The organism is Streptomyces sp. NBC_00271 (assembly GCF_036178845.1).
Lineage (GTDB): Bacteria > Actinomycetota > Actinomycetes > Streptomycetales > Streptomycetaceae > Streptomyces.
The window spans coordinates 10,668,352-10,688,763 of record NZ_CP108070.1 but is presented as its reverse complement, the minus strand read 5'-3'; the positions used below and the strand labels follow the sequence as shown (position 1 = coordinate 10,688,763).

The following is a 20,412-nucleotide window of genomic DNA, read 5'->3' as shown; positions in this document are numbered from 1 at the left end:
CCCCGCGATCGAGACGGGGGCGTGAAGCGGGCGTTGGTGTGGTGCCGGCCCGCCTGATCGCCGTCCTGGCAAGATAGCGGCATGGAACGTGTGCTTGGAATCGGTGGGTACTTCATGCGGGCCTCCGACCCGGCGGCCCTGAACGCGTGGTATCGCGACTGCCTGGGCCTGGACGCCGATGAGAACGGACTGTGGCGTCAGGAGACCGGGCCGACGGTGTTCGCGACGTTCGAGTCCGAGACCGACTACTTCGGGTCCCGCGCCCAGCAGGCCATGCTCAACTTCCGGGTCCGCGACCTGGATGCGATGCTCGCGCAATTGCGCGCCAAGGGAGCGGACGTGTCTGAAGAGACGCAGGACATGGAGGGTGTCGGTCGATTCGGCTGGGTCACCGATCCCGAGGGCAATCGGGTCGAGCTGTGGCAGCCCGCCTGACCACGTCTTCACGCAGGTGCGGAAGTCGCACCGTGGCGACAACCTTGGCGCGGGCGAGGAGGATCAGGCGGCGCCGGGCGTCCGCTTCCCCTCCTGTTCCTCCCGCTCGGCGAGCAGCGCGTCGAGGACGTTCGAGGCACTCCAGGTCCGTGTCATTCCGAATGGCTCGGTGGCGCGGACGGCGGCGCGGACCTCATCCGGCGTCGCCCCCGCGCCCAGTGCGCGGCCGATGTGAGCAAGGGTGACGGAGCGGCGCGGCCCACGGCCCCGCACAGGCTCAGCCGCCGGAGGACACCGGCGGCAGGGACGTGTCGTTCTGTCGTAGTTCTACCAACAGTTCGTTCTGCCCGGCCAGCAGCTCCGTGAGGATACGGCGGGCCGCACGCAGGAGCTCCGCGACGTCACCGCCTGCCAGTGCGTAACTGACGGTGGAGCCCTCGCGGATGGACACCACGATGCCGGAACGACGCAGGACGGCCAGCTGTTGCGACAGGCTGGACGGCTCGATGTCGATGTCGGCGAGCAGGTCCCGCACGGGGACGGGGCCGTGTTGCAGCAGTTCGAGGACCCTGATGCGCACGGGATGTCCCAGCATGCGGAAGAACTCCGCCTTGGCCTGGTAGAGGGGGACCCGCATCGGTGCTCGCTCCCTGCCGCGTGGGGATGGTCGTCACCTGGTGCGGCGACACCCGGAAGGCGCCGCCGCACCATGTGTCCGTCGCTGTCGATCCTTCTCGCTCACGGCCGTGCGCATCCACTTGTTGGGGTGATGCTGATGTGGTGACTTGAAGAAGTCTTCACATCGTGGGCACACGTCGGGCCGAGGATCCGGCCGACCTAGACTTCCAACTGCTCCTCGACGCGCTTGAGTTGATGGCGGGCCATCGCCAGGTTCGAACGCGCCTTGTCGAGCACGAGGTAGAGGAACAGACCGTTGCCGTTGCGTCCGGTGACCGGTCGGATGAGGTGATACTGCCTTTCGAGAGTGATCAGGATGTCCTCGATCCGGCTCTTGAGACCCAGTTGCTCCATGGTCCGCACCTTCGCGCGGACGACATCCGTGTTTCCGGCGGCCGCGATCGTGAGGTCGAGGTCCTTGCCCCCGCCCAGTGTGCCCAGCGCCATGCCGCTGGTGTAGTCGACGACGGCCGCCCCCAACGCCCCCTCGGCCGCCGTCATCATTTCCTTCAGCGACACTTCCACACTCGCCATAGCGCCTCCCCTTGGTTGTCGGCTGTACGGCGGGATCGGCGATGCCCGTCCCGCCGCCGCGTGACCGCACCGTATGCGGACGACCGAGGCGCCTACGGGAGTATCTCCGAGGCTGACCTCCGGCGATCGGAGATGAGCGCGGCGGCATCGTTTTCCGACCACTACTGCCCTATTGCGGCCAGTGCGGCGAGGGCGGCGTCGAGGTCGGTGGCACGGGGCTGGTTGAGCGGGAGCTTGGCCAGAACACGGGCCATGGCGCAGCTGCCACTGACGGCCGAGTAGACCAGGCCTCCCGCGACGCCGACGGACAACCAGCGGGCGACCGAACGGCGTTGTCCGACGGCGAGTCCGACGAGGACCAGGGACCCGGCGACGAAGCGGACCTGACGGTCCATGGGCCAGACGCCGCCGGCGTCGGCGGGACGGTGCAGGTCGTGTCCGCGCCGGCTCCAGGCGGTGGTGCCGCCGATGAGGGTGGCGGCGGAGATGCCGTGTGCGGTGAGGGTGGCGCAGGCCTGCGCGGAGCGGGCGCCGGAGGCGCACACCATGACGAGGTCACCGCGCTCGGCGGCGGGCTTCAGGACGGGCGCGGCCGCGTCGAGATGGTCCAGGGGGACGTTGTGGGCGCCCGCTATGTGGCCCGAGGCGTACTCGCCGGGCGTGCGCACATCGATGACGGTCAGCTCGTGGAGCCGGGCGTGGACCTGGTCGGGGGCGAGGGAAGTGGGGGTCACGGGAATTTCCTTCTCTTTCTGGTGCTTCACCCCACGGACAGGATACCCGCGGGGGTATATCGAGGGAGTGCTTGTGGAACTGGCGATGGCAGCCGAGGAACTGAAGACGGTGGTCAACCGACTGCGCCGGGCGCAGGGGCAGATCGCCGGAGTGATCAAGATGATCGAGGAGGGACGGGACTGCGAGGACGTGGTCACCCAGCTCGCCGCGGCCTCCCGGGCGCTGGACAAGGCCGGGTTCGCGATCATCGCGACCGGCCTGCAGCACTGTCTGACCGATGCCGACCCGGCCGCCGACGGCGACCGTGAACGGATGCGGGCCCGTCTGGAGAAGCTGTTCCTGTCCCTGGCGTGAGTCCGCCGGGACCGGCCGGGGTCAGGTCAGGGCGTCGACGAGCATGAATGCGGCGACCGCCAGCAGGACCACGGCGAAGGTGCGCTGAAGGAGGCGGCCCGAGACCTTGCCGGCCAGGCGTCTGCCGTCCCAGGCGCCCAGGATCGCGGTCCCCGTGAAGGGTGCGATCAACGTCCAGTCCAGGCCCGACGTCGTGGCACCGCGGGTGAGCAGCGAGGCCAGCGAGTTGACCGAGATGATCAGCAGGCTCGTGCCGATGGCGGCCTGCATCTCGAAGGCCAGGACGGTGACCAGGGCCGGCACGGCGAGGAACCCGCCGCCCACCCCCAGCAGTCCGGTCAGCGCGCCCAGCCCCGCTCCGGTGCCGAGGGCCCTGGCCGGCCGGACAGCGCCGGGCTCCGTTGCGGACGTCGCCCGCGAGGGGCGCAGCATGCGAGTGGCCGCCAGGGCGGCGACGGCGGCGAACGCGGCGATCAGCAGCGGCTGCGGCAGCCGGGCCGACGCCGCTCCGGCCGCCACGGCCGGGAGGATGCCGGCGGCCGCGAACAGGGTGCCGGCCCGCCACCGCACATGGCCGCTGCGGGCGTGGCCGAACAGGGCCGTGAGCGAGGTCACGGTGACGATCAGGAGGCTTGCGGTGGTGGCCGCCGCCGGGGTGAAACCGAGCAGGTAGATCAGGGCGGGCACGGCGAGGACGCTGCCTCCCCCGCCCAGCGTGCCCAGCGCGAGTCCGACCAGGGCCCCCGCGACAAGCGCAAGAACGAACGCGCTCACGCTATGGCACCGTCGTCTCCGTCCGGGCCGGCCACCGGCAGACCGGCCCGCGCCCAGGCGACCATGCCGCCGGTGACATCGGTGGCCTTCGTGCCGCGGCCGGACAGGATCTCGACGGCCTGCCGCGAACGGCGGCCGGAGCGGCAGATCGCCACGACGGGCCTGCCCTGGGCGGCCGGCGGCAGGGCTTCCCCCGCCACCAGCCGGGACAGGGACAGGTGCAGCGCATCCGGTGCGTGTCCCGCCTCCCACTCGGCGGTTTCACGGACGTCAAGCAGGACGGCCTGGCCGTGGGCGGCCCGCTGGTGGGCCTGGACAGGGTCGAGACGACGGGAAGTACTGCTGTGACTGCCACTGCGACTGCGGAAGAACATGGGTTCATCACTCCGAAGGGGTGTTGCGGTGGGGGGCGGGGGGCCGCGCGGGACTGACTGAGGTGCAGTAGTCCATACGGGACCGGGTGCGGTCGGGACCGGTGCGGGTCAGTCCGCGCAAGACCGGCCGAGGGACGGTCGGTGCCGGACCAGCCGCGGGTCCGTCCGTGCCTGACCAGATGGAAGTCAGTCCGTACCGGACCAGGTGAGGTTCAGCCCGTGCTGGACCTGGCGGGGATCAGCCCGTACCGGACCAGGTGAGAGTCAGTCCGGCCTCGACAGCGGCGTCGAAGCCGTCGTCGACGGCGACCACGCCGCGTCCCGTGGCGTCCAGGAAGGAGGCGGCGATCGCCGCGCGCATCCCGCCCGCGCAGTGCACCCACACCTCCCCCGCGGGCACCTCGCCGAGACGACCGGGCAGCTCATGGATGGGGATGTGCACCGAGCCCTCCACGAAGCCGCCCGCACGCTCGGAGTCGCGCCGCACGTCCAGCACCACCACGTCCTCGCCGCGACCGCGGCGGGCGGCGAGGTCGGCGAAGGTCGCGCGTGGGAAGGACCGCGGCTCCACTCCCCCGGGCACCCAGTCCCACGGGCCGCCGGTGGCGGCGGCGACCGGCCGGTCGATGCCGACCCGGGCCAGCTCCCGCTGTGCCGCGGCGATCCGCTCGGGTGTGTCGGCGAGCAGCGTGACGGGCTTGCCCCACGGGATCAGCCAGGCCAGGTAGGTGGCCGGCTTGCCGTCGCCCTCGAAGTTGAAGGAGCCGGCGACGTGCCCCTGGGCGAACGCGACACGGTTGCGCAGGTCGACCACCCATTCACCGGCCGCCAGCCGCTGGGCGATCTGCGCGGCGTCGGCCGGACGTGGCGGGGTGAGGTCGACGGGAGCGGGGCCCGCGGCGTTGACCGGGCCCATGTGCGCGTAGTACGCCGGGACGTCGTCCAGACCGGCGAGCAGGTCGGCGACGAAGGTGTCCACGTCGCGGGTGAGGGCTTCGTTGGTCTTGCGTTCCCGCCCGATCGTGGAGGTGTCCCCCTCGGCCTGGGATCCGGAGCAGAAACTGCCGAACCCGTGCGTGGGCAGCACCGGCACCTCGTCGTCCAGCTCCTCGGCAAGACGGTGGGCCGAGGCGTGCTGGGCGCGGGCCAGCTGTTCGGTCAGCCGCGGTTCGACCAGGTCCGGCCGGCCCACCGTACCGATCAGCAGTGATCCGCCGGTGAAGGCGGCCACGCCGCGCCCGTCCTCTTCCAGGACGTAGGACGTGTGGTGCGGGGTGTGGCCCGGGGTGGCCAGTGCCCTCAGGGTCAGACCCCGGTCGACCGTGACGGTGTCGCCGTCGGCGACCGAAGTGCGGGCGAAGGACACCGAGGCCCCGGCCGGGACCAGATAGCGGGCACCGGTGACTCGGGCCAGTTCGAGCCCGCCGCTCACGTAGTCGTTGTGCAGGTGCGTCTCGGCCACGTACGCGATCCGTACGCCTCGCCGGGCGGCCGCGGCGATCACCTGATCGATGTCCCGCGGGGGATCGACCACGACCGCCTCGCCAGGGCCGCCGGCCAGGTAGCTGCGGTTGCCCAGGCCCTCGAACTCCAGGGTGTCGATGAAGAACACGGGTTCGGCTCCTTCCGAATGAAAGTACCCCGGGGGGTATCTGGCATCCACCGTAACAGAGATACCCCGGGGGGTATCCCGAGGGATATGAGCGGAGGTGTTTCAGCGACGGCAACCGGCCGACGACCGTGAGCGACGCCGAGGGCTCCCTAGACGAGGCCCTTGAGCATGCCGCGCCAGTACAGGGCAGGCAGGCCGTACCGCTTGAGCAGCCACATGTCGCGGCGCTCCTTGGTGGTGTCCAGCAAGGGGATGCTGGGGGCGGGACGCTGGTCGTAGTCGAACTCGGCGAGCAGCACCTTGCCGCGGGCCGTGACCAACGGGCAGGACGTGTAGCCGTCATAGCGGCGCTGTTCACGGTGCTCGCCGTTGATCTCGGCCAGCAGGTTGGCCACCAGGACGGGGGCCTGCTTGCGGACGGCGGCGCCGGTCTTGGAGGTGGGCAGGTTGGCGACGTCGCCGAGGGCGAAGACATTGCGGTGCCGTGGGTGTTGCAGGGTGTGCTTGTCCACTTCGACGTAGCCGTAGGGGCTCGCGGGATCGGTCAGCGGGCCGCGCTCGACCCAGCCCGGGGCGCGCTGCGGCGGTACGGCATGGAGCAGGTCGAACGCGAGACCGTCCTCGGTGCCGGTGGAGTGGTCGGCCACGGTCAGCCGACGGGCCGCGCCGTCGACGGCGGTCATCTCGGAGTTCAGCCGGACCTCGATGCCGTAACGCTCGGCTACGCGTTCCAGGGCCCTGCGCCAGACCGGTACGCCGAACATGGAGTCGGCGGGCAGCACAAGGACCACCCGGATACGGTCCAGGACCCCCTGCCTGCGCCAGTGGTCGGCGGCTAAATAGGCGATCTTCTGCGGGGCGCCACCGCATTTCACCGGGCCGCTCGGCTGGGTGAAGACCGCGGTGCCCGAGCGCAGGCCACGGATGAGTTCCCAGGTGTAGGGGGCGTACTCGAAGGCGTAGTTGCTCGATACGGCACCGTGCCCGACGGCGGCGTCGAGTCCGGGGATCGCGTCCCAGTCCAGTCGGAGACCGGGGGCCATCACGAGGTGGTCGTAGCCGATGGTGCGGTGCGCGGCGGTGGTGACGGTCCGCGCCTCGGGGTCGACGGCGGTGGCGGCCTCGCGGATCCAGTGCACCTGCCTGGGCATGACGGAGGCTTCGGGGCGGCGGGTGACACCGAGTGGGGCCCGGCCGCCGCCGACCAGGGTCCACAGCGGCTGATACCAGTGGACGTCGGCCGGTTCGAGCACCGCGATGTCGCGGACACCGGCGCGCCGCAGGCGGGCCGCGACGGTGATGCCCGCGGTTCCACCTCCGACGATCAACACCTGGAAGTGGTCGCGGGCGGCGCCTGAGGCGGAGTGGGTGGAGGGCATGGAGGGCTCCTCGCAATCCTCGGGATATACCCCCAGGGGTATTGGGTAAGCCCGATGCTAGGCCACGCCCGACGACGGGACCAATGTGCGGTCGATTAATTGCCATCCAGGCAAGGGGAGTTGACGTACATGCCGACCGTCGACTAGGCCCAGGCGCTGAGGATCGGCCGTGGGGCGTGTCCCGCGCGCGAAGACGGTCCGCCCGTCGAACACGGTCCGGCCGACCTCGACGGAGGTGACGTCGGGGAAGTCGGCGGACAGCGGGTCGTCGTCCAGTACGTCCGAGGACGCCGACTCGGACACTGAGGGGCAGCGCTGCCGCCAGGGCTGGTTGCACTCCGAGCGGGTGCGCCCCGCGGGTTTCCGCGACGAGGTCACGTGGGCGCTGCGCCACCGGGGCCGTCACCTCGGCCTGATCCCCTGCGGCTGCGGCCACCGTGACAGGTGGGGCGCGACGACTGCCCGGGGGTACTGCGCCGGGCCGCCGTCGTACGGGACGCGGTCCCGGTGCGAGCGCCTGCTCGGCAGGACGGGCACCGCCTCCCTCGCCGAGGCCACCGCCCGCGCCCGCGCCCGACAGAACGGTCTGCCGCGGCCGTCCCCGGAGGACTTAGACCACTTCGCCCAACGCCACCCGGGCCGCTGAGCCGCCGTGTCAGCTCATGGTGAGCACCATCCTGAAGCGGGCGGCACCGGAGAGCATCTTCTGGTACGCATCGTCGGTCTCACTCAGCGTCACGACCTCGGTCATCGGGCGGATGCCGTGCAGGGCGCTGAACTCCATGGTGTCCTGGATGTCCTGCGAGGTGCCGCTCGGGTGGCCGCTGACGACCTTGGCCGCCATCAGCAGCTGGGCCGGGGTGATGCCGAGCGGCTCCGCGTCCAGGCCGATGACCACCAGCTCACCGCGGTGACGCAGACCGTCCACGGTCGCGGTGATGGCGGCGGAGTTCGACGCGGTGGCCAGGACGACCTGGGCACCCCCGAGGGACTGAAGCGCCTCGGCGACCGGAGTGCCGGCCGTGCTGTCGATGTAGTGGTGCGCGCCGAGCTGCTTGGCGAAGTCGGCCTTGTCGGCACCGCGGGCGATGGCCACGGTCTCGAAGCCCATCGCGGCCGCGTACTTCACCCCCAGGTGCCCGAGGCCGCCGATGCCGAGAACGGCGACCAGGTCACCCGGCCGCGCCGAGCTGCGCCGCAGCCCGTTGAACACGGTCACGCCCGCGCAGGCCAGGGGCCCCGCGTCGGTGGCCGCCAGCGCGTCGGGGATCCGGGCCAGCGCGTCCACGGGCACGACCGCCGTCTCCGCGTATCCACCGTCGTACGCCCAGCCGGGGACCTGCAGGTTCTCGCACACGATGAAGTCGCCCTGCCGACAAGGCGTGCAGTGGCCGCACGCGCCGCCGAACCAGCCCACCGCCACCCGGTCGCCCACCTGCCAGCCCCAGTCCCCCGTCCCCTCGCCGAGTTCCGCGATCCGCCCGGCGATCTCATGCCCGGGGACCACCGGGAACGTCACGCCGGGAACGCCGGCGTTCACGAAGAAGGTGTCGCTGTGGCACACCCCGCAGGCGTCGACGGTGACCCGTACGTGTCGGGGGCCCGGCTGCGGTACCTCACGCTCGACGACCTCGAACGAACCGCCGGGGGCGGTCACCTGCGCGACGCGATAGCTAGTCATCCGGATCCCTGCCTTGGAGAGTCGGTCTGATCTCGAAGCGCTCCGCCCGCAGATGGTCACGGGGGCTGGTGCCAGGCGCGCGGGCGACACACGGACCACACACGAGCCCGACCGGCTTGCTTCACTCCGGTGGTGGTGTTGTCGGTCGGTGGCCGGGCGGGATCCGTCTGCCGGGTCTCGGCAGGCCACGGGCGGACGGGCGCGGGTAGCCTCACGCTACTTCAGGTCACTGCAGGGCGCTCGGCGAGCTCGCCGTCCACCGCGTGCCCTGGGCAAGTGCGGGCCGCCACCCACCGCCTACTACCTACCTACCGGACAAGGGCACCCGGCTGTCACAGCCGATCCCCCACGGGCGCCCGGAGCGAGCGCAGCCGGCCGCCATGGATCGGTGTCGTGTGCCAGCGCACGGTGAAGGTGCCGTCCGGCAGTGAACACGTCACGGTCAGCCGGTGCGGGGTCTCCAGGAACAGCACGTCGAGGCGCAGCGTGTCCTGGTCCGTCCAGCCTCCGCTGACCGCCGTGGGCGGACCGTCCACGGCGACGGTCCAACCGGTCGCGCCGAGCCGCAGCTCGATGAGCTCGTCGTCCTCCGCGAGCGACACACCCCAGCCCTTCCCGTCCGCATCGGCGCTGACCGTGACGCCCGTCAAGGTCCGCTGCTGCGGGCACTCACCGTCCTCCGGTGCGAACACGACGCTCTTCCAGTCGTCGCCCCGCGCGGGCGGCTCGGGGCTCGCCTCGACGGGCGGCAGGGCCAGCTCCGCGAGGCGGCGGCGCACGCCCTCGTCCGCCGCGCCCGGGAGCAGTTCAGCGCCGAACGCCGGGAGGAGGTGGCGCCACACCAGGTTCAGCAGACCCTGCATGTCCTCGGTCGCCGCGGTCGTCGCGATCACCGCGTCGTGCTCGGGCAGGACGAGACAGTACTGCCCGTACGCGCCGTCGCCGCGATACCCGTGCCCGTGCCTGCTCCTCCAGAACTGGTACCCGTACCCCTGCTGCCAGTCCGACAGCGCTCCCTCCTGCGTACCGTCCGCGGTGGAGATGTGCGCGCGGGTCGCTTCCGCGATCCATGAGGACGGAAGCAGCCGCCGCCCCTCCCAGACACCGTCCTGCAAATAGAACTGGCCGAGCCGGGCGATCGCGTCCGTCGTGGCGTGCAGACCGCTGAAGCCGAGGTCACGCCCGGGCGGCCGTTGGAGCCAGGCCGTCTCGCCGATGCCCAGCGGGTCGAACAGCCGGGGCCGCAGATACTCCGTCAGCGACTGGCCGCTCACGCGCTGGATGATCGCGGCGAGCGTGTACGTGCAGGGCTGGTTGTACGCGAAGACGGTCCCGGGGTCCCGGTCCGGCGGGAAGAGCAGGAACCCCCGTACGATCTCGTCGCGGTCGCGCCGGATCGAGGTCGCGTAGGTCTCTTCGAGGTGGCCGCTGGCCATCGATGCCACATGACGTACGAGCATGGCGCGGCTGCGCGGGTCGGTGATGTCGGCCTCGAACTCGGGGAAGTACGAGATCACGGGGTCGTCCAGGCGCAACAGCCCTTCGGCGACGGCGAATCCGGCGGCCGTGGACGTGAAGCTCTTGCTGAGCGAGTAGAGCAGGTGGCGGCGGTCGGGTGTGTAGGGCGCCCACCAGCCGGAGGCCACCAGGTGTCCGTGGCGCAGGATCATCAGGCTGTGCGGTTCGATGTCCGGCGCCGCCTCGACGGCGTCGAGGAAGGCGTGGATGCCCGCGGCGTCCACCCCCTGGGCGGCGGGGGTGCTGGCGGGCAGGGGACGGGCGCTCATGAAGGCTGCCTCCGGGCGGCTCTGGCGGTGACGGGAGCGGGGCACTGTGTGCATTTGGCATCTTTCCTTCGCCGGACACCGTCTGTCCACGAGGTGCGTGCAGGACTCTTGAGGCTGAAGAGACGGGATGCGTAGGATCGTTACGAGCGGAATGAAACGTTTCAATTCACCGCTTCACCAACAACGACTTCATCAACGCCTTCACCAACGACTCCACCGTCGACTTCACCATCGAGGGGCGACACATGGCCAAGGATTGGAACCGCCGCGTCTTCCTGCGCAGCTCCGTCGTCGGAGCGAGCGCCACCGTCGCGCTCGGGTCCGGAGGCGCCCACACCGCCTCCGCGACTCCCGGATCGAGCGCCGACGCCCCGCGGGAGGGCGGTCTGCGCATCGACCGCACCACTGTCGAGTACGCCGAGACGCTGCTCGGTACCGAGGTCGAACACCCCAGACTCACCTGGGAGTTGAACGCCCCCGGCCGGGGGGCGCGGCAGTCCGCGTACCGGGTGCGGGTGGCGCTCACCGAGAAGGACCTGCGCGAGGGGCGGCGCCTGGTCTGGGACTCGGGGCGGGTCGAGTCGGACCGCAGCGTCGGCATCGTCTACGCGGGGCCCGCGTTGCGGCCCCGTACCCGCTACCACTGGCAGGTCAGGGTCTGGGACGGCGACGGCCGCCCGTCGGCGTGGAGCGCCCCGCGCTGGTGGGAGACAACGTTGCCGAAGGACGGCTGGCAGGGATTCTGGATCGGGGCGGCGGCCCTGCCCGAACCGCCCGGCTTCGACGGGGCGTCCTGGATCTGGTCGCCCGGCTCGACCACCGGTTCCGCCCCCGTCGGGCCCCGCTGGTTCCGTACCGCGACCACCCTCCCCACCGGCAGTGAGGTGCGCAGGGCGAGATTGGTGGCCACGGCCGACGACGACTTCACGCTCTACGTCGACGGACAGCAGGTCCTGCATCAGCCCCAGCAGACGGACGCCTGGCGCACCGGACATCTCGCCGAGGTCACCGAGCAGTTGCGCGGGGCGAGTGGCGGGCGGATCGTGGTCGCCGCCGTCGCGACCAACCGCGACAACGGGTCCGCCAATCCGGGCGGGCTCCTGCTCCGCCTGATCGTGGAGACCACGTCCGGCGACACGGTCGAGCTCGTCACCGGCGACGGCTGGCGCTGCGCCGACAGCGAGCAACAGGGCTGGCAGCGGCCCGACTTCGACGACACGACCTGGTCCGGAGCAGCCGTGCTCGCACCCTGGGGACAGGGCCCCTGGGGCACCGGCGTGTCCGTCAGCGTCCCCGAACAGCCCGCTCCCCTGCTGCGCCGGACGTTCAGCGTCCCGAAGGACGTCGTGCGCGCCCGTCTGCACATCAGCGGACTCGCCTACTACGAGGCCGAGATCAACGGAGTCCGCGTCGGCCGTCAGGTCCTCGACCCCGGCTTCACGGACTACGAGGAGACGGTGCTCTACGCGGTGCACGACGTCACGGACCGCGTCCGGCGCGGTGCCAACGCGATCGGGGTGACGCTGGGGCGCGGCTTCTTCGGCCTGACCAGCCCCACCGCGTGGAACTGGAACCGAGCGCCCTGGCACGGTGAACCCCGGCTGCTGGCGCAACTGGAGATCGACCATCCGGACGGCTCGCGCACCACCGTCGCCACGGACGGCACCTGGCGGATCACCGACGGACCGACCCTCTCCAACTCCCTCTACGCGGGCGAGACCTACGACGCCCGCAAGGCGCCCCGGGACTGGACGCGCCCCGGCTTCGACGACCGCTCCTGGCAGGAGGCCCAGCGGCAGACCGCGCCCAAGGGCACCCTGCGCGCTCAGGGGCACGACCCGATCGAGGTGGCGGAGACCGTACGCCCGGTGGACATCCGTGAGTTGAGCCAGGACGTCTACGTCGTCGACATGGGGCGGACGCTCGCAGGCTGGACCCGGCTGACCGTGCGCGCCGAGGCGGGGACGACCGTCCGGCTGGTCCACGGGGAGCGGCTGAACTCCGACGGGAGTGTGCTCGCCCGCAACGACCTGGTGCCGGGCCGCTGCCAGACGGACGAGTACGTGTGCGCGGGCGGCGGTGCGGACGAGGTGTGGGAGCCCCGGTTCTCGTACAAGGGCTTCCGTTACGTCCAGGTCAGCGGGCTGCCCGCGAAGCCGGGGCCCGAGCAGGTGCTCGGTCGGGTCGTGCACACGCGGGTGGCGTCGACGAGCACGTTCTCCTGCTCCGAGCCGTTCTACGAGCAGTTGGACCGGGCGATGCGCCGCACCGTCCTGAACAACCTCCACGGCATTCCGACGGACACCCCCGTGTACGAGAAGAACGGCTGGACCGGCGACGCGCAGCTGGGGGCGCCCGTGATGGCGTACGCCTTCGGTGTGCACCGCTTCCTGACGAAGTGGCTCGGTGACCTGAGAGACAGTCAGGACGCCGCAGGGCAGCTGCCGGTGATCGTGCCGAGCGGCGGCTGGGGCTACCACGATCTGGCCCCGGCTCCCGAGTGGACGACGGTGTACCCCTTCCTGCTGCGCGAGATGTACCGCGTGTACGGGGACGAGCGGCTCGCCCGTGACCACTGGGCGCCGCTCATCCGCTATCTGGACTGGGAGATCGGGCGTCTCCAGGACGGGCTCGCGGTGACCGCCCTCGGCGACTGGCTGCCGCCGGGCTACGGCGGCAACCCTCCCGAGGACACCAGGCTGACCGCCACGGCCTATCTGCACCGCGCGCTCACCGGGACCGTGGAACTGGCCGACCTGCTGGGCGACACCGAGGTGGCGGCCCGCTACCGCAAGACGGCCGACGCGCTGAAGGAGGCGTTCAACGCGGCGTTCCTCGGCGCGGACGGCCACTACCGCACGGCGAAGGACCCCGACTACCGCCAGACCAGCAACTGCGTCCCGCTGGCCTTCGGGCTCGTCCCGCCCGGCGCCCGGGCGAGCGTGGTCGACTCGCTCCTGGCCGACATCGCACGGCGTGGCAACCACCTCAACACGGGGGCGCTGGGCACCAGCGTGCTGCTGCGCGAGCTCTCGGCCCAGGGGCATCCCGAGGTGGCCCACGCCCTCGCCACCCAGCGCACCTACCCCGGTTGGGGGTACTGGTTCGACAACGGCGCCGACACCATGTGGGAGATGTGGCCGCTCGACTCCCGCTCCCGGGACCACTACTTCCTCGGCACCGTGGTGCAGTGGCTCTACGAGAACGTGGCGGGCCTGCGCCCCGGCGACGCGGGCTACCGCACCTTCACGGTCCGCCCGGACGGCCGTACGGGCGTGGACTGGGCCCGTACCTCGGTGCGGACCGTGCGCGGCCGGGCGGCGGCCGCGTGGTCCGTCGTGGACGGGACGACCCGGCTGTCGGTGGGAGTGCCGGTCGGGGCGACGGCGGAGGTGCATGTGCCGGCGGCCGACCGCTCGGCCGTCGCGTCACCGTCCGGCGCGAAGTGGCTGCGCTCGGAGCCGGGGTTCGTCGTGTACGCGGTACCGCACGGGAGTTGGGAGTTCGTGGCGCGCGCCTGAACAGCGCCCGGGGGCACCGCGGCACGTCGGCGCGGGCAGGTGCGGGAGGGGTTGTGCGAGCCGTGTCAGAGGGTTGCGCAGGCGCGGTGAGGGCTCGTCGGGTCGCCACCATAATGCCGGGATGATCAACCCCTCCCCCACATCCGCGCCGGCACCGCGCGTCCCCGTCGTCATCCTCGGTGCGGGACCTGCCGGGCTCACCGTCGCCAACATCCTGCGGGCCGCGTCCGTCGACTGCGTGGTCCTGGAGACCGAGAGCCGGGAGTTCGTCGAACAGCGGCCCCGCGCCGGCTTCATCGAGGAGTGGGCGGTGCGGGCGCTGCGTCGACAGGGGCTGGCCGACCGGCTGGTGGAGCAGGCACAGGCGCACAGCGAGTGCGAGTTCCGGATCGACGGCGAGCAGCACCGCTTCCGCTACGCCGCGCTGACCGGGGACCGGCACTTCGTCTATCCACAGCCGCTGCTGGTGACGGACCTGGTGCGCGAGTACGCCGATGTGAAGGGCGGCGAGATCCTCTTCGGTGTGCGGGACGTCGCCCTCCATGGCATCGACGGCGACCGCCCGACGGTGCTCTACACCGATCCGCAGACGGGTGAGCGCCGACGGATCGACTGCGACATCGTCGCGGGCTGCGACGGCGCGCGCGGAGTGACCCGCACCCATGTGGCCCCGGACCGGAGCACGGTGGCCCGGTACGACTACGGGGTCGGCTGGCTGGCGCTGCTCGCCGAGGCACCGCCGTCCAGCGACTGCGTCGTCTTCGGTGTCCACCCGCGCGGATTCGGCGCCCATATGGCCCGCAGCCCCGAAGTCACCCGCTACTACCTGGAGGTGGCGCCCGGTGAGGGCCCGGAGAACTGGTCGCACGACCGGGTGTGGTCGGAGCTGCACGCCCGGCTGTCGGCCGCCGGGGTCCCGGTGCTCAACGAGGGGCCGCTGATCGAGAAACGCGTCCTCGACATGCACAGTTACGTCGTGGCGCCGATGACGTACGGGCGGCTGTTCCTGGCCGGAGACTCCGCGCACCTCGTCGCGCCGATCGCCGCGAAGGGCATGAACCTCGCGCTGCACGACGCCCTGCTGCTGGCCGACGCGCTCGTCGCCTACTACCTCAGGGGGGACGCCGACGGGCTGCGCGGCTACTCGGCGGCCTGTCTGCGGCGGGTGTGGGAGTACCAGGAATTCTCCCGGTGGTTCGCGGAGTTGCTGCACGGACCGTCCTCGGGCGATCCCTTCCGGGCGGGTTCCGCGCGAGCCCGCCTCCGACGGATCCTCGGCTCACCCGCGGCGGCGGCCACCTTCGCCGAGTCGTACATCGGCAAGGACACCGGCCTGATGTCCACGACGACACCGTGAGATGAACTGCGGTGGATGAGGCCTGAATTCTTCGCACGGGTGCGCTACGCGCAAAGAATTCCGGAAAACCGGGCCCCGGAATCGCCTGCCGTTGAACACACAACGTCACGCCCGCCGTACATCCGGGAAAGGTGAGAGTCCGGTGCGCAGCGAGGGATGACCATGGTCAAGGTGCAAGTCTCCACGGATGAGTTGGTCGCCGGAAGATACCGACTGCTGGAGGGCGTCCACCACGAGGAGGGGCGTGAGGGCTGGCACGGTCAGGACGTCGAGTCCGAGCGGCCGGTCGCTCTGACGCGCTCCCGGCTCCCGGCCCATCTCCGTGAGGAGGCGGAGCTGCGCACCGCCGTCCGGATCACCCGGGAGTCCGAGGCCCTGGGGCTGGTCTGCCCCGGGCGAGTGTCCGTCGTCTTCGACGTCGTCGAGGACAAGGATTTCCTGTGGACGGTCACCGCACGGCCGGAGGGCGTTCCGCTGAGCGCGCTCCTCGGGCACGGCCCGGTGGACTACGTCCGCGCGGCCCGGATCGGGCTCGGCGTCCTCGACGTCCTGGGCGCGGCCCATCAGGAAGGGATCACGCACGGCGACCTCAGCCCTGGCCAGATATGGGTGGAGGAGCAAGGCGGGGTCACGGTGGCCGGCTTCGGGCTGATGGGGGCCAGCGCGTCCCCGCGCCTCACGGCACCGTCGTACGCCTCTCCCGAGCAGGCCCGTGGCGAGGGCGGTGGACCGGCCACGGACCTGTGGGCGCTGGGCGCGATCATGTACGCGATGGTCGAGGGCCGGCCGGCCATCCGGGACCGGGGAGGGCTCGAGGCGACGTTCCGCGCCGTGGAACGGCTGCCCATCCGGGCCCCGTTGAGCGCCGGGCCGCTCAGTCCGGCCATTCAGGGGCTCCTGCGCAGGGATCCGGTGGAGCGGGTGCCCGAGTCGGTCGTGCGGGAGGCGCTCACGCGCATTCTCAAGGCGGAACTCGACGACGACTCGATGCCCACCGAGACCCTCCCGATCTTCCGGGACCTCGACGCCCCGCCGACGAGGCGGGTGTGGGGCAAGGTGCCCCTCAGCCGCCCGGTGCTGCTGGGCGGGGCGCTGGCCGTGACGGTCGTCTGCTTCGCCGGGCTCACCGCGGCGGGCGGGCTGTCCGAGCGCGGCACCTCCGCGTCCGGTCCCGCGCCGTCCCCCAGGGTTTCCGCCACACCGTCCCCCACGCCGAGCGCCTCGCCCAGCAGCACCGTTCCCCAGCAAGCCCCGTCGACGTCCCCCTCCCCTTCTTCTTCCTCATCCGCCTCCCCTTCTCCGTCCCACACCCTCACCGAGGACCCGCCGACCGCCTTCTTCCGCTACACCGCGCCCCAGGGCTTCTCCGTCGAGCTGCCCAAGGGCTGGAAGCCGGTGCGGACCGAGAATTCCGCCGACGGCTCCTATCGGGTCACGCTCGGCGCGAGCGGGGACCCGCGCACGCTGGTCGTCACCTACAGCACCCAGCTCACCTCGGACCCCGTCGCGGTCTGGCGCGAGGTGGACACCTCGCTGCGCGGCGACTCCATCGCCTACGAACGACTGGGTGACATCCGCGCCGTCACCTACCAGGGCTACAAGGGTGCGGACATGGAGTGGCTTTCGACGAACGGCCAAGTCCGTGAGCGCACGTTCGGGCGCGGCTACCTCATCGGTGACCACGAGGGCTTCTCACTGAGGTGGACGACCCCGGCAGCCGACTGGGACACCGCCGCCAACCGGGCCGCCCTGGCCACCTTCCTGCGGACCTTCAAGGGCGGATCACAGTGAACCCGTATGGCAACAGCCGTCCCTGCGCATCAGCCGCCCCACTTCGAGCCAGTCGTCCTCGGTCGTGGCGCGCCACCGCTCCGATGCCGCCGTCGCCGAGACCTGCGACGGCGGCTCGAAGGCGGCCACCAGGTCCTGCGTCACGTACGGCGTTCCGCCCCTCAGCACCGACACCGTGCGGACGAGGGTGTCGAAGTCCTCGAAGGGATCGCCGTCCACCACCGTGAGATCGGCGAGTTTCCCCGGCTGTACGGTGCCGAGGTCGCCGTCGAGACCGAAGAGGCGGGCCGGCAGGACGGTCGCGGTGCGCAGCGCCCCGGCCGGGGACAGCCCGCCGCGGTGCAGGGCGCGCAGACCCAGGTGCAGGGAGAGCCCGACCGGTACGAGGGGCTGGTCCGTGCCGAGCGCGACGAGACCGCCCGCGGCCAGCACCCGCCGGTAGACGTCCGTCTCGGTGCGCAGGGTGGCCAGTTGGGCCGCGGTGGGCGGCACGCCCGCGGACCGCCGTACGGCGGCGGAGTCCCACGGGGGCATGACGACGGTGACGCGGGTGTCGTCGGCGAGCCCGGGATCGGCACCGAGCAGCGGGGCGGAGGTGAACGGCGTGGCGACGAGGGCGAAGTCGGCACCCTGCTCGGTGTAGATCTCCACGACGTCCTCGTAGGCCCGCCCCGTCGCGCTCAGCGCGTGTCCGAACTCCCCGCGCTGAGTGGCGAGCAGATGGGTCGTCAGGTCCTGTCCGCTCTGGATGCCGGGTGACAGGAGATGGCTCCCCGCGCGCACCCCGAGCCGCTCGTGCGCAAACCGCGCCGCTTCCTCCATCACCCAACTCGGCGCTCGTACATAGGTCTTGACGAAGTCCCAGTCGAGGGCGGCACCCCGCTCCAGCGACCTGCGCAGACCGTCCCTCGTGCGGTGGGCGCGCCCCATGCTGTAGGCGACCCGCGAGCCGTCGAGCAGTTCGCCGGTCGTCAGCAGGCGGGGTCCAGCGAGCTGACCGACGGCCACCGCCTCGCGGATACGGGCCTGTTCGTAGGCGAATCCGCCCAGGGAGACGGCCGTCGTGATCCCGTAGGTCAGTTGTCCGACGGTCTGGCGGCCTCCGTAGGTGCTCTGCCAGGGGTGGGTGTGGGTGTCCCACAGCCCGGGGATCACGGTGCGGTTCGAGGCGTCGATCCTGCGGAGGGCGCCACGGCGGCGGGCCCGGTGCGGCGCGACTTCGTCGACGCGTCCGCCACGTACGACGATGTCCACGTCGTCCCTGGTCGACTGGCCGGTGCCGTCCCACAGGCGCCCGGCGTGCACCACCGTGTCGGCGGGGGCGGGCCGGTGCTGGTCGAGCGGGACCCGGACGGTGCGGTGGCCCTGCCCGTCGATGCCGATGAGCCGCAGGCGCCCCGCCGAGAGGTACAGGAGGGTCTTGGAGTCGCCGGACCAGGAGGGGTGGTCGGCGGGTTCGGTGGCGAGGGTGCGCGGGGCGCCGGTCGGGGTGCCGTCGGGGGCGACGGGCAGCAGGCACAGCGCGGACTCGACGACGACCGCCATCCAGCGTCCGTCGGGTGACCAGACGGGTCCGGAGTCGTAGCGGTCGGCGATGCAGACGTGGGGTGCGACGGCGTGGAGGCGGTCGGTGCCGGTCGTGGTGTCGACGATCCGGATGACGTTGTAGCCCTCGCGGAAGCGGAGGTTGAGGCGGTTGCGGTCGCACAGCGCGAGGTATCTGCCGTCGGGCGACCAGCTGGGGCGGCCGGGCAGCCCGCCGCCGCCGAGCGGGGTCACCAGGACACGCTCCTCACCGCTGCCCAGATCGCGCAGGACGAGCCCTCCGGTCATGTCGAGACAGGCGAGCCGCATCCCGTCGGGCGAGAGCGCGGGATGGACCCGCCCGCCCGTGGCGAGCGCGGTCTCCTCTCCGGTGGCGAGATCGCGCCGGTACACGCCGAGCAGTCCGTCGCGGTCGTCGGCGTACACGAGGGACCGTCCGTCGCGTGCCCAGACCGGTGCGAGCAGATAGCGGGTGGGCCCGGACTTCCGCAGCCGCTCGGGCGGGCGGCCGCCCGAGGTTGCGGCCAGCCAGAGCGAGTTGAGGGCGGCGAAGGCGATCCGCCGTCCGTCGGGGGACAGCGCGGGCAGGTGGATGCCCCGCACCGGGCGCACCCGCTCCTCGCCGAGGTCGTACTCCTTGGTCCGGTACCGCGGCCGGTCCACCGGCAGTTCGCCCTCGAAGGGGATCGGCTCGGTCCGCGCCGGCTTCTCCGGTCGTACGAGGGTGAAGTGGCCGTCCACGGTGAGGAGCAGTTCCCCCGCCGCGGTCCAGCGTGGCGGCACGGGTGCGAGGTCTCCGGCGAGCGCGACGGGCGTGCCGTCGACGACGAGGGTGCAAGAGGCGCTCGGGGCGGCGGTGACGCGCAGGTACGCGAGGCGGCGGCCGTCGGGGGCGAGGGCCGGGGTCATGACCTGTGCGGCCGTGGTCTCCGTGTGCTCGACGACGACCGGGCCCGCGGCGCCGGACGGTACCGCGGCGATGGTGCGGGCTTCGAGGCCGGGTCCCGTGGGCAGGGTGACGGCCTTCGCACGGACGAAGAGGACGCGTCTGCCGTCCGGTGACCAGGTGGGGTCGAAGTCCTCCCAGGGGCCGTCCTGCAGCGGGCCGTCCTGACCGGTGAGCCCGGTGACACGGGTCAGTTCGCCGCTTGCCAGGTCCAGGACGTGGATACGGTACGGGCTGCCCTCGACCGGGTCGCCGCCCCGCTCGGAGGCGAAGGCGATCCGGGTGCCGTCCGGGGACCAGGCCGGGGCGCGGTCGTCCCAGGGGCCGTCGGTGCGCTGGCGTACGTCCGAGCCGTCGGGGCGCATGGTCCACAGGTGGTAGCCGCCGCCCTGGTACGCGCAGAACGCGATGAGCTTGCCGTCCGGGGAGTGCGTGGGCCGGTCGGGTTCGAGGCCGGCCGGGGTGAGGGGTACGGCACGGCCGCCGGTGCGCGGGAGCGACCACAGCACATGCTGGATCTCGACTACCAATCGGTCACCGGCCGGCGAGAGCGTGGCCGCGCCGTTGGTGGCCTCCGAGAACGACAGGGAGAGCGCGGCGCTGCTGCTCGCCGCGGCCGCAGCGGCACTGAGGACGGTGGAGGAAACGCCCACGACACCCGCGACGCCTGCCACGGCGAGGAGTTGACGGCGGGAAGGACGAGAGAGAGGGGAAGGACGAGAGAAGGGGGAGCGTGCGGAAAGCGGGGAGGGACGGGAGGTGGGGAAGCCTTCGGGGCTCCGGTCACGTTCCATGACAGAGAACGCTTACTCATCTCAAAGCCCGGACGCAACAGCGCCATTCACGCCAAACAGGTACCTCCGGTACGCGAGGCCTTCCTTCCGACGCAGCTCTTGTCGCCGCCTCACC

General features: G+C 71.7%; 16 protein-coding genes. 6 read left to right on the top strand and 10 right to left on the bottom strand.

Going from position 1 to position 20,412, the window contains the following annotated elements:
• The first annotated feature begins 81 nt into the window (after positions 1-81).
• On the top strand, positions 82-435 hold the full coding sequence (locus OG798_RS48640) for a VOC family protein (RefSeq protein ID WP_095850577.1): 354 nt from the start codon (positions 82-84) through the stop codon (positions 433-435).
• A 277-nt stretch (positions 436-712) separates the two neighbouring features.
• On the opposite strand, the gene OG798_RS48635 is transcribed toward OG798_RS48640, so the two are convergent.
• The 3 genes from OG798_RS48635 to OG798_RS48625 form a co-directional block, all read right to left on the bottom strand.
• Positions 713-1,072: an ArsR/SmtB family transcription factor gene (locus OG798_RS48635; RefSeq protein ID WP_095850579.1), complete on the bottom strand. Its 360-nt coding sequence runs from the start codon at positions 1,070-1,072 to the stop codon at positions 713-715.
• A 200-nt stretch (positions 1,073-1,272) separates the two neighbouring features.
• The gene (locus OG798_RS48630; RefSeq protein WP_095850580.1) at positions 1,273-1,647 is read right to left on the bottom strand and encodes a hypothetical protein; all 375 of its coding nucleotides are present in this window, start codon (positions 1,645-1,647) and stop codon (positions 1,273-1,275) included.
• A 161-nt stretch (positions 1,648-1,808) separates the two neighbouring features.
• Entirely contained in the window at positions 1,809-2,381 is a 573-nt protein-coding gene (locus tag OG798_RS48625) for a rhodanese-like domain-containing protein (protein ID WP_328759374.1), read from the bottom strand.
• Between the two features lie 73 nt (positions 2,382-2,454).
• Between OG798_RS48625 and OG798_RS48620 the strand changes: the two genes are divergently transcribed.
• Positions 2,455-2,736: a metal-sensitive transcriptional regulator gene (locus tag OG798_RS48620; protein WP_095850582.1), complete on the top strand. Its 282-nt coding sequence runs from the start codon at positions 2,455-2,457 to the stop codon at positions 2,734-2,736.
• 21 nt (positions 2,737-2,757) lie between these two features.
• Here OG798_RS48620 and OG798_RS48615 read toward each other — a convergent pair whose 3' ends face one another.
• The 4 genes from OG798_RS48615 to OG798_RS48600 form a co-directional block, all read right to left on the bottom strand.
• On the bottom strand, positions 2,758-3,510 hold the full coding sequence (locus OG798_RS48615; protein ID WP_328759372.1) for a sulfite exporter TauE/SafE family protein: 753 nt from the start codon (positions 3,508-3,510) through the stop codon (positions 2,758-2,760).
• Positions 3,507-3,884: a rhodanese-like domain-containing protein gene (locus OG798_RS48610; protein WP_328759371.1), complete on the bottom strand. Its 378-nt coding sequence runs from the start codon at positions 3,882-3,884 to the stop codon at positions 3,507-3,509. Before OG798_RS48610 ends, OG798_RS48615 begins: the two co-directional genes overlap by 4 nt.
• Positions 3,885-4,122: 238 nt before the next feature.
• Positions 4,123-5,496, bottom strand: a complete 1,374-nt coding sequence (locus OG798_RS48605) for an MBL fold metallo-hydrolase (RefSeq protein WP_328759370.1) — start codon at positions 5,494-5,496, stop codon at positions 4,123-4,125.
• A 149-nt stretch (positions 5,497-5,645) separates the two neighbouring features.
• Positions 5,646-6,875 (bottom strand): NAD(P)/FAD-dependent oxidoreductase, encoded by a 1,230-nt coding sequence (locus OG798_RS48600; protein ID WP_328759369.1) that lies wholly within the window; start codon positions 6,873-6,875, stop codon positions 5,646-5,648.
• A gap of 169 nt (positions 6,876-7,044) precedes the next feature.
• Here OG798_RS48600 and OG798_RS48595 point away from each other — a divergent pair, with 169 nt between their 5' ends.
• On the top strand, positions 7,045-7,521 hold the full coding sequence (locus OG798_RS48595) for a hypothetical protein (RefSeq protein ID WP_328759368.1): 477 nt from the start codon (positions 7,045-7,047) through the stop codon (positions 7,519-7,521).
• Positions 7,522-7,530: 9 nt separating this feature from the next.
• Here OG798_RS48595 and OG798_RS48590 read toward each other — a convergent pair whose 3' ends face one another.
• Both OG798_RS48590 and OG798_RS48585 read right to left on the bottom strand, forming a co-directional pair.
• A complete protein-coding gene (locus tag OG798_RS48590; protein ID WP_328759367.1) occupies positions 7,531-8,556 on the bottom strand; it encodes an alcohol dehydrogenase in 1,026 nt (341 codons plus the stop codon).
• 332 nt (positions 8,557-8,888) lie between these two features.
• On the bottom strand, positions 8,889-10,343 hold the full coding sequence (locus tag OG798_RS48585; RefSeq protein WP_328759366.1) for a serine hydrolase domain-containing protein: 1,455 nt from the start codon (positions 10,341-10,343) through the stop codon (positions 8,889-8,891).
• 245 nt (positions 10,344-10,588) lie between these two features.
• Between OG798_RS48585 and OG798_RS48580 the strand changes: the two genes are divergently transcribed.
• The 3 genes from OG798_RS48580 to OG798_RS48570 all read left to right on the top strand — a co-directional run bounded on the left by OG798_RS48580 (position 10,589) and on the right by OG798_RS48570 (position 17,012).
• Positions 10,589-13,864, top strand: coding sequence for a family 78 glycoside hydrolase catalytic domain (locus OG798_RS48580; protein ID WP_328759365.1), 3,276 nt, complete (start codon positions 10,589-10,591; stop codon positions 13,862-13,864).
• A gap of 121 nt (positions 13,865-13,985) precedes the next feature.
• Positions 13,986-15,221 carry a 4-hydroxybenzoate 3-monooxygenase gene (locus OG798_RS48575; RefSeq protein ID WP_121413822.1) on the top strand — a complete coding sequence of 412 codons (1,236 nt, stop codon included), beginning with the start codon at positions 13,986-13,988 and terminating at the stop codon, positions 15,219-15,221.
• Positions 15,222-15,383: 162 nt separating this feature from the next.
• Positions 15,384-17,012, top strand: coding sequence for a serine/threonine-protein kinase (locus OG798_RS48570; protein WP_328759364.1), 1,629 nt, complete (start codon positions 15,384-15,386; stop codon positions 17,010-17,012).
• Here the strand turns inward: OG798_RS48570 and OG798_RS48565 are convergent.
• Positions 17,004-20,297, bottom strand: coding sequence for an amidohydrolase family protein (locus OG798_RS48565; RefSeq protein ID WP_413254809.1), 3,294 nt, complete (start codon positions 20,295-20,297; stop codon positions 17,004-17,006). The two genes, OG798_RS48570 and OG798_RS48565, sit on opposite strands and share 9 nt — an antisense overlap.
• Between the last annotated feature and the right edge of the window lie 115 nt (positions 20,298-20,412).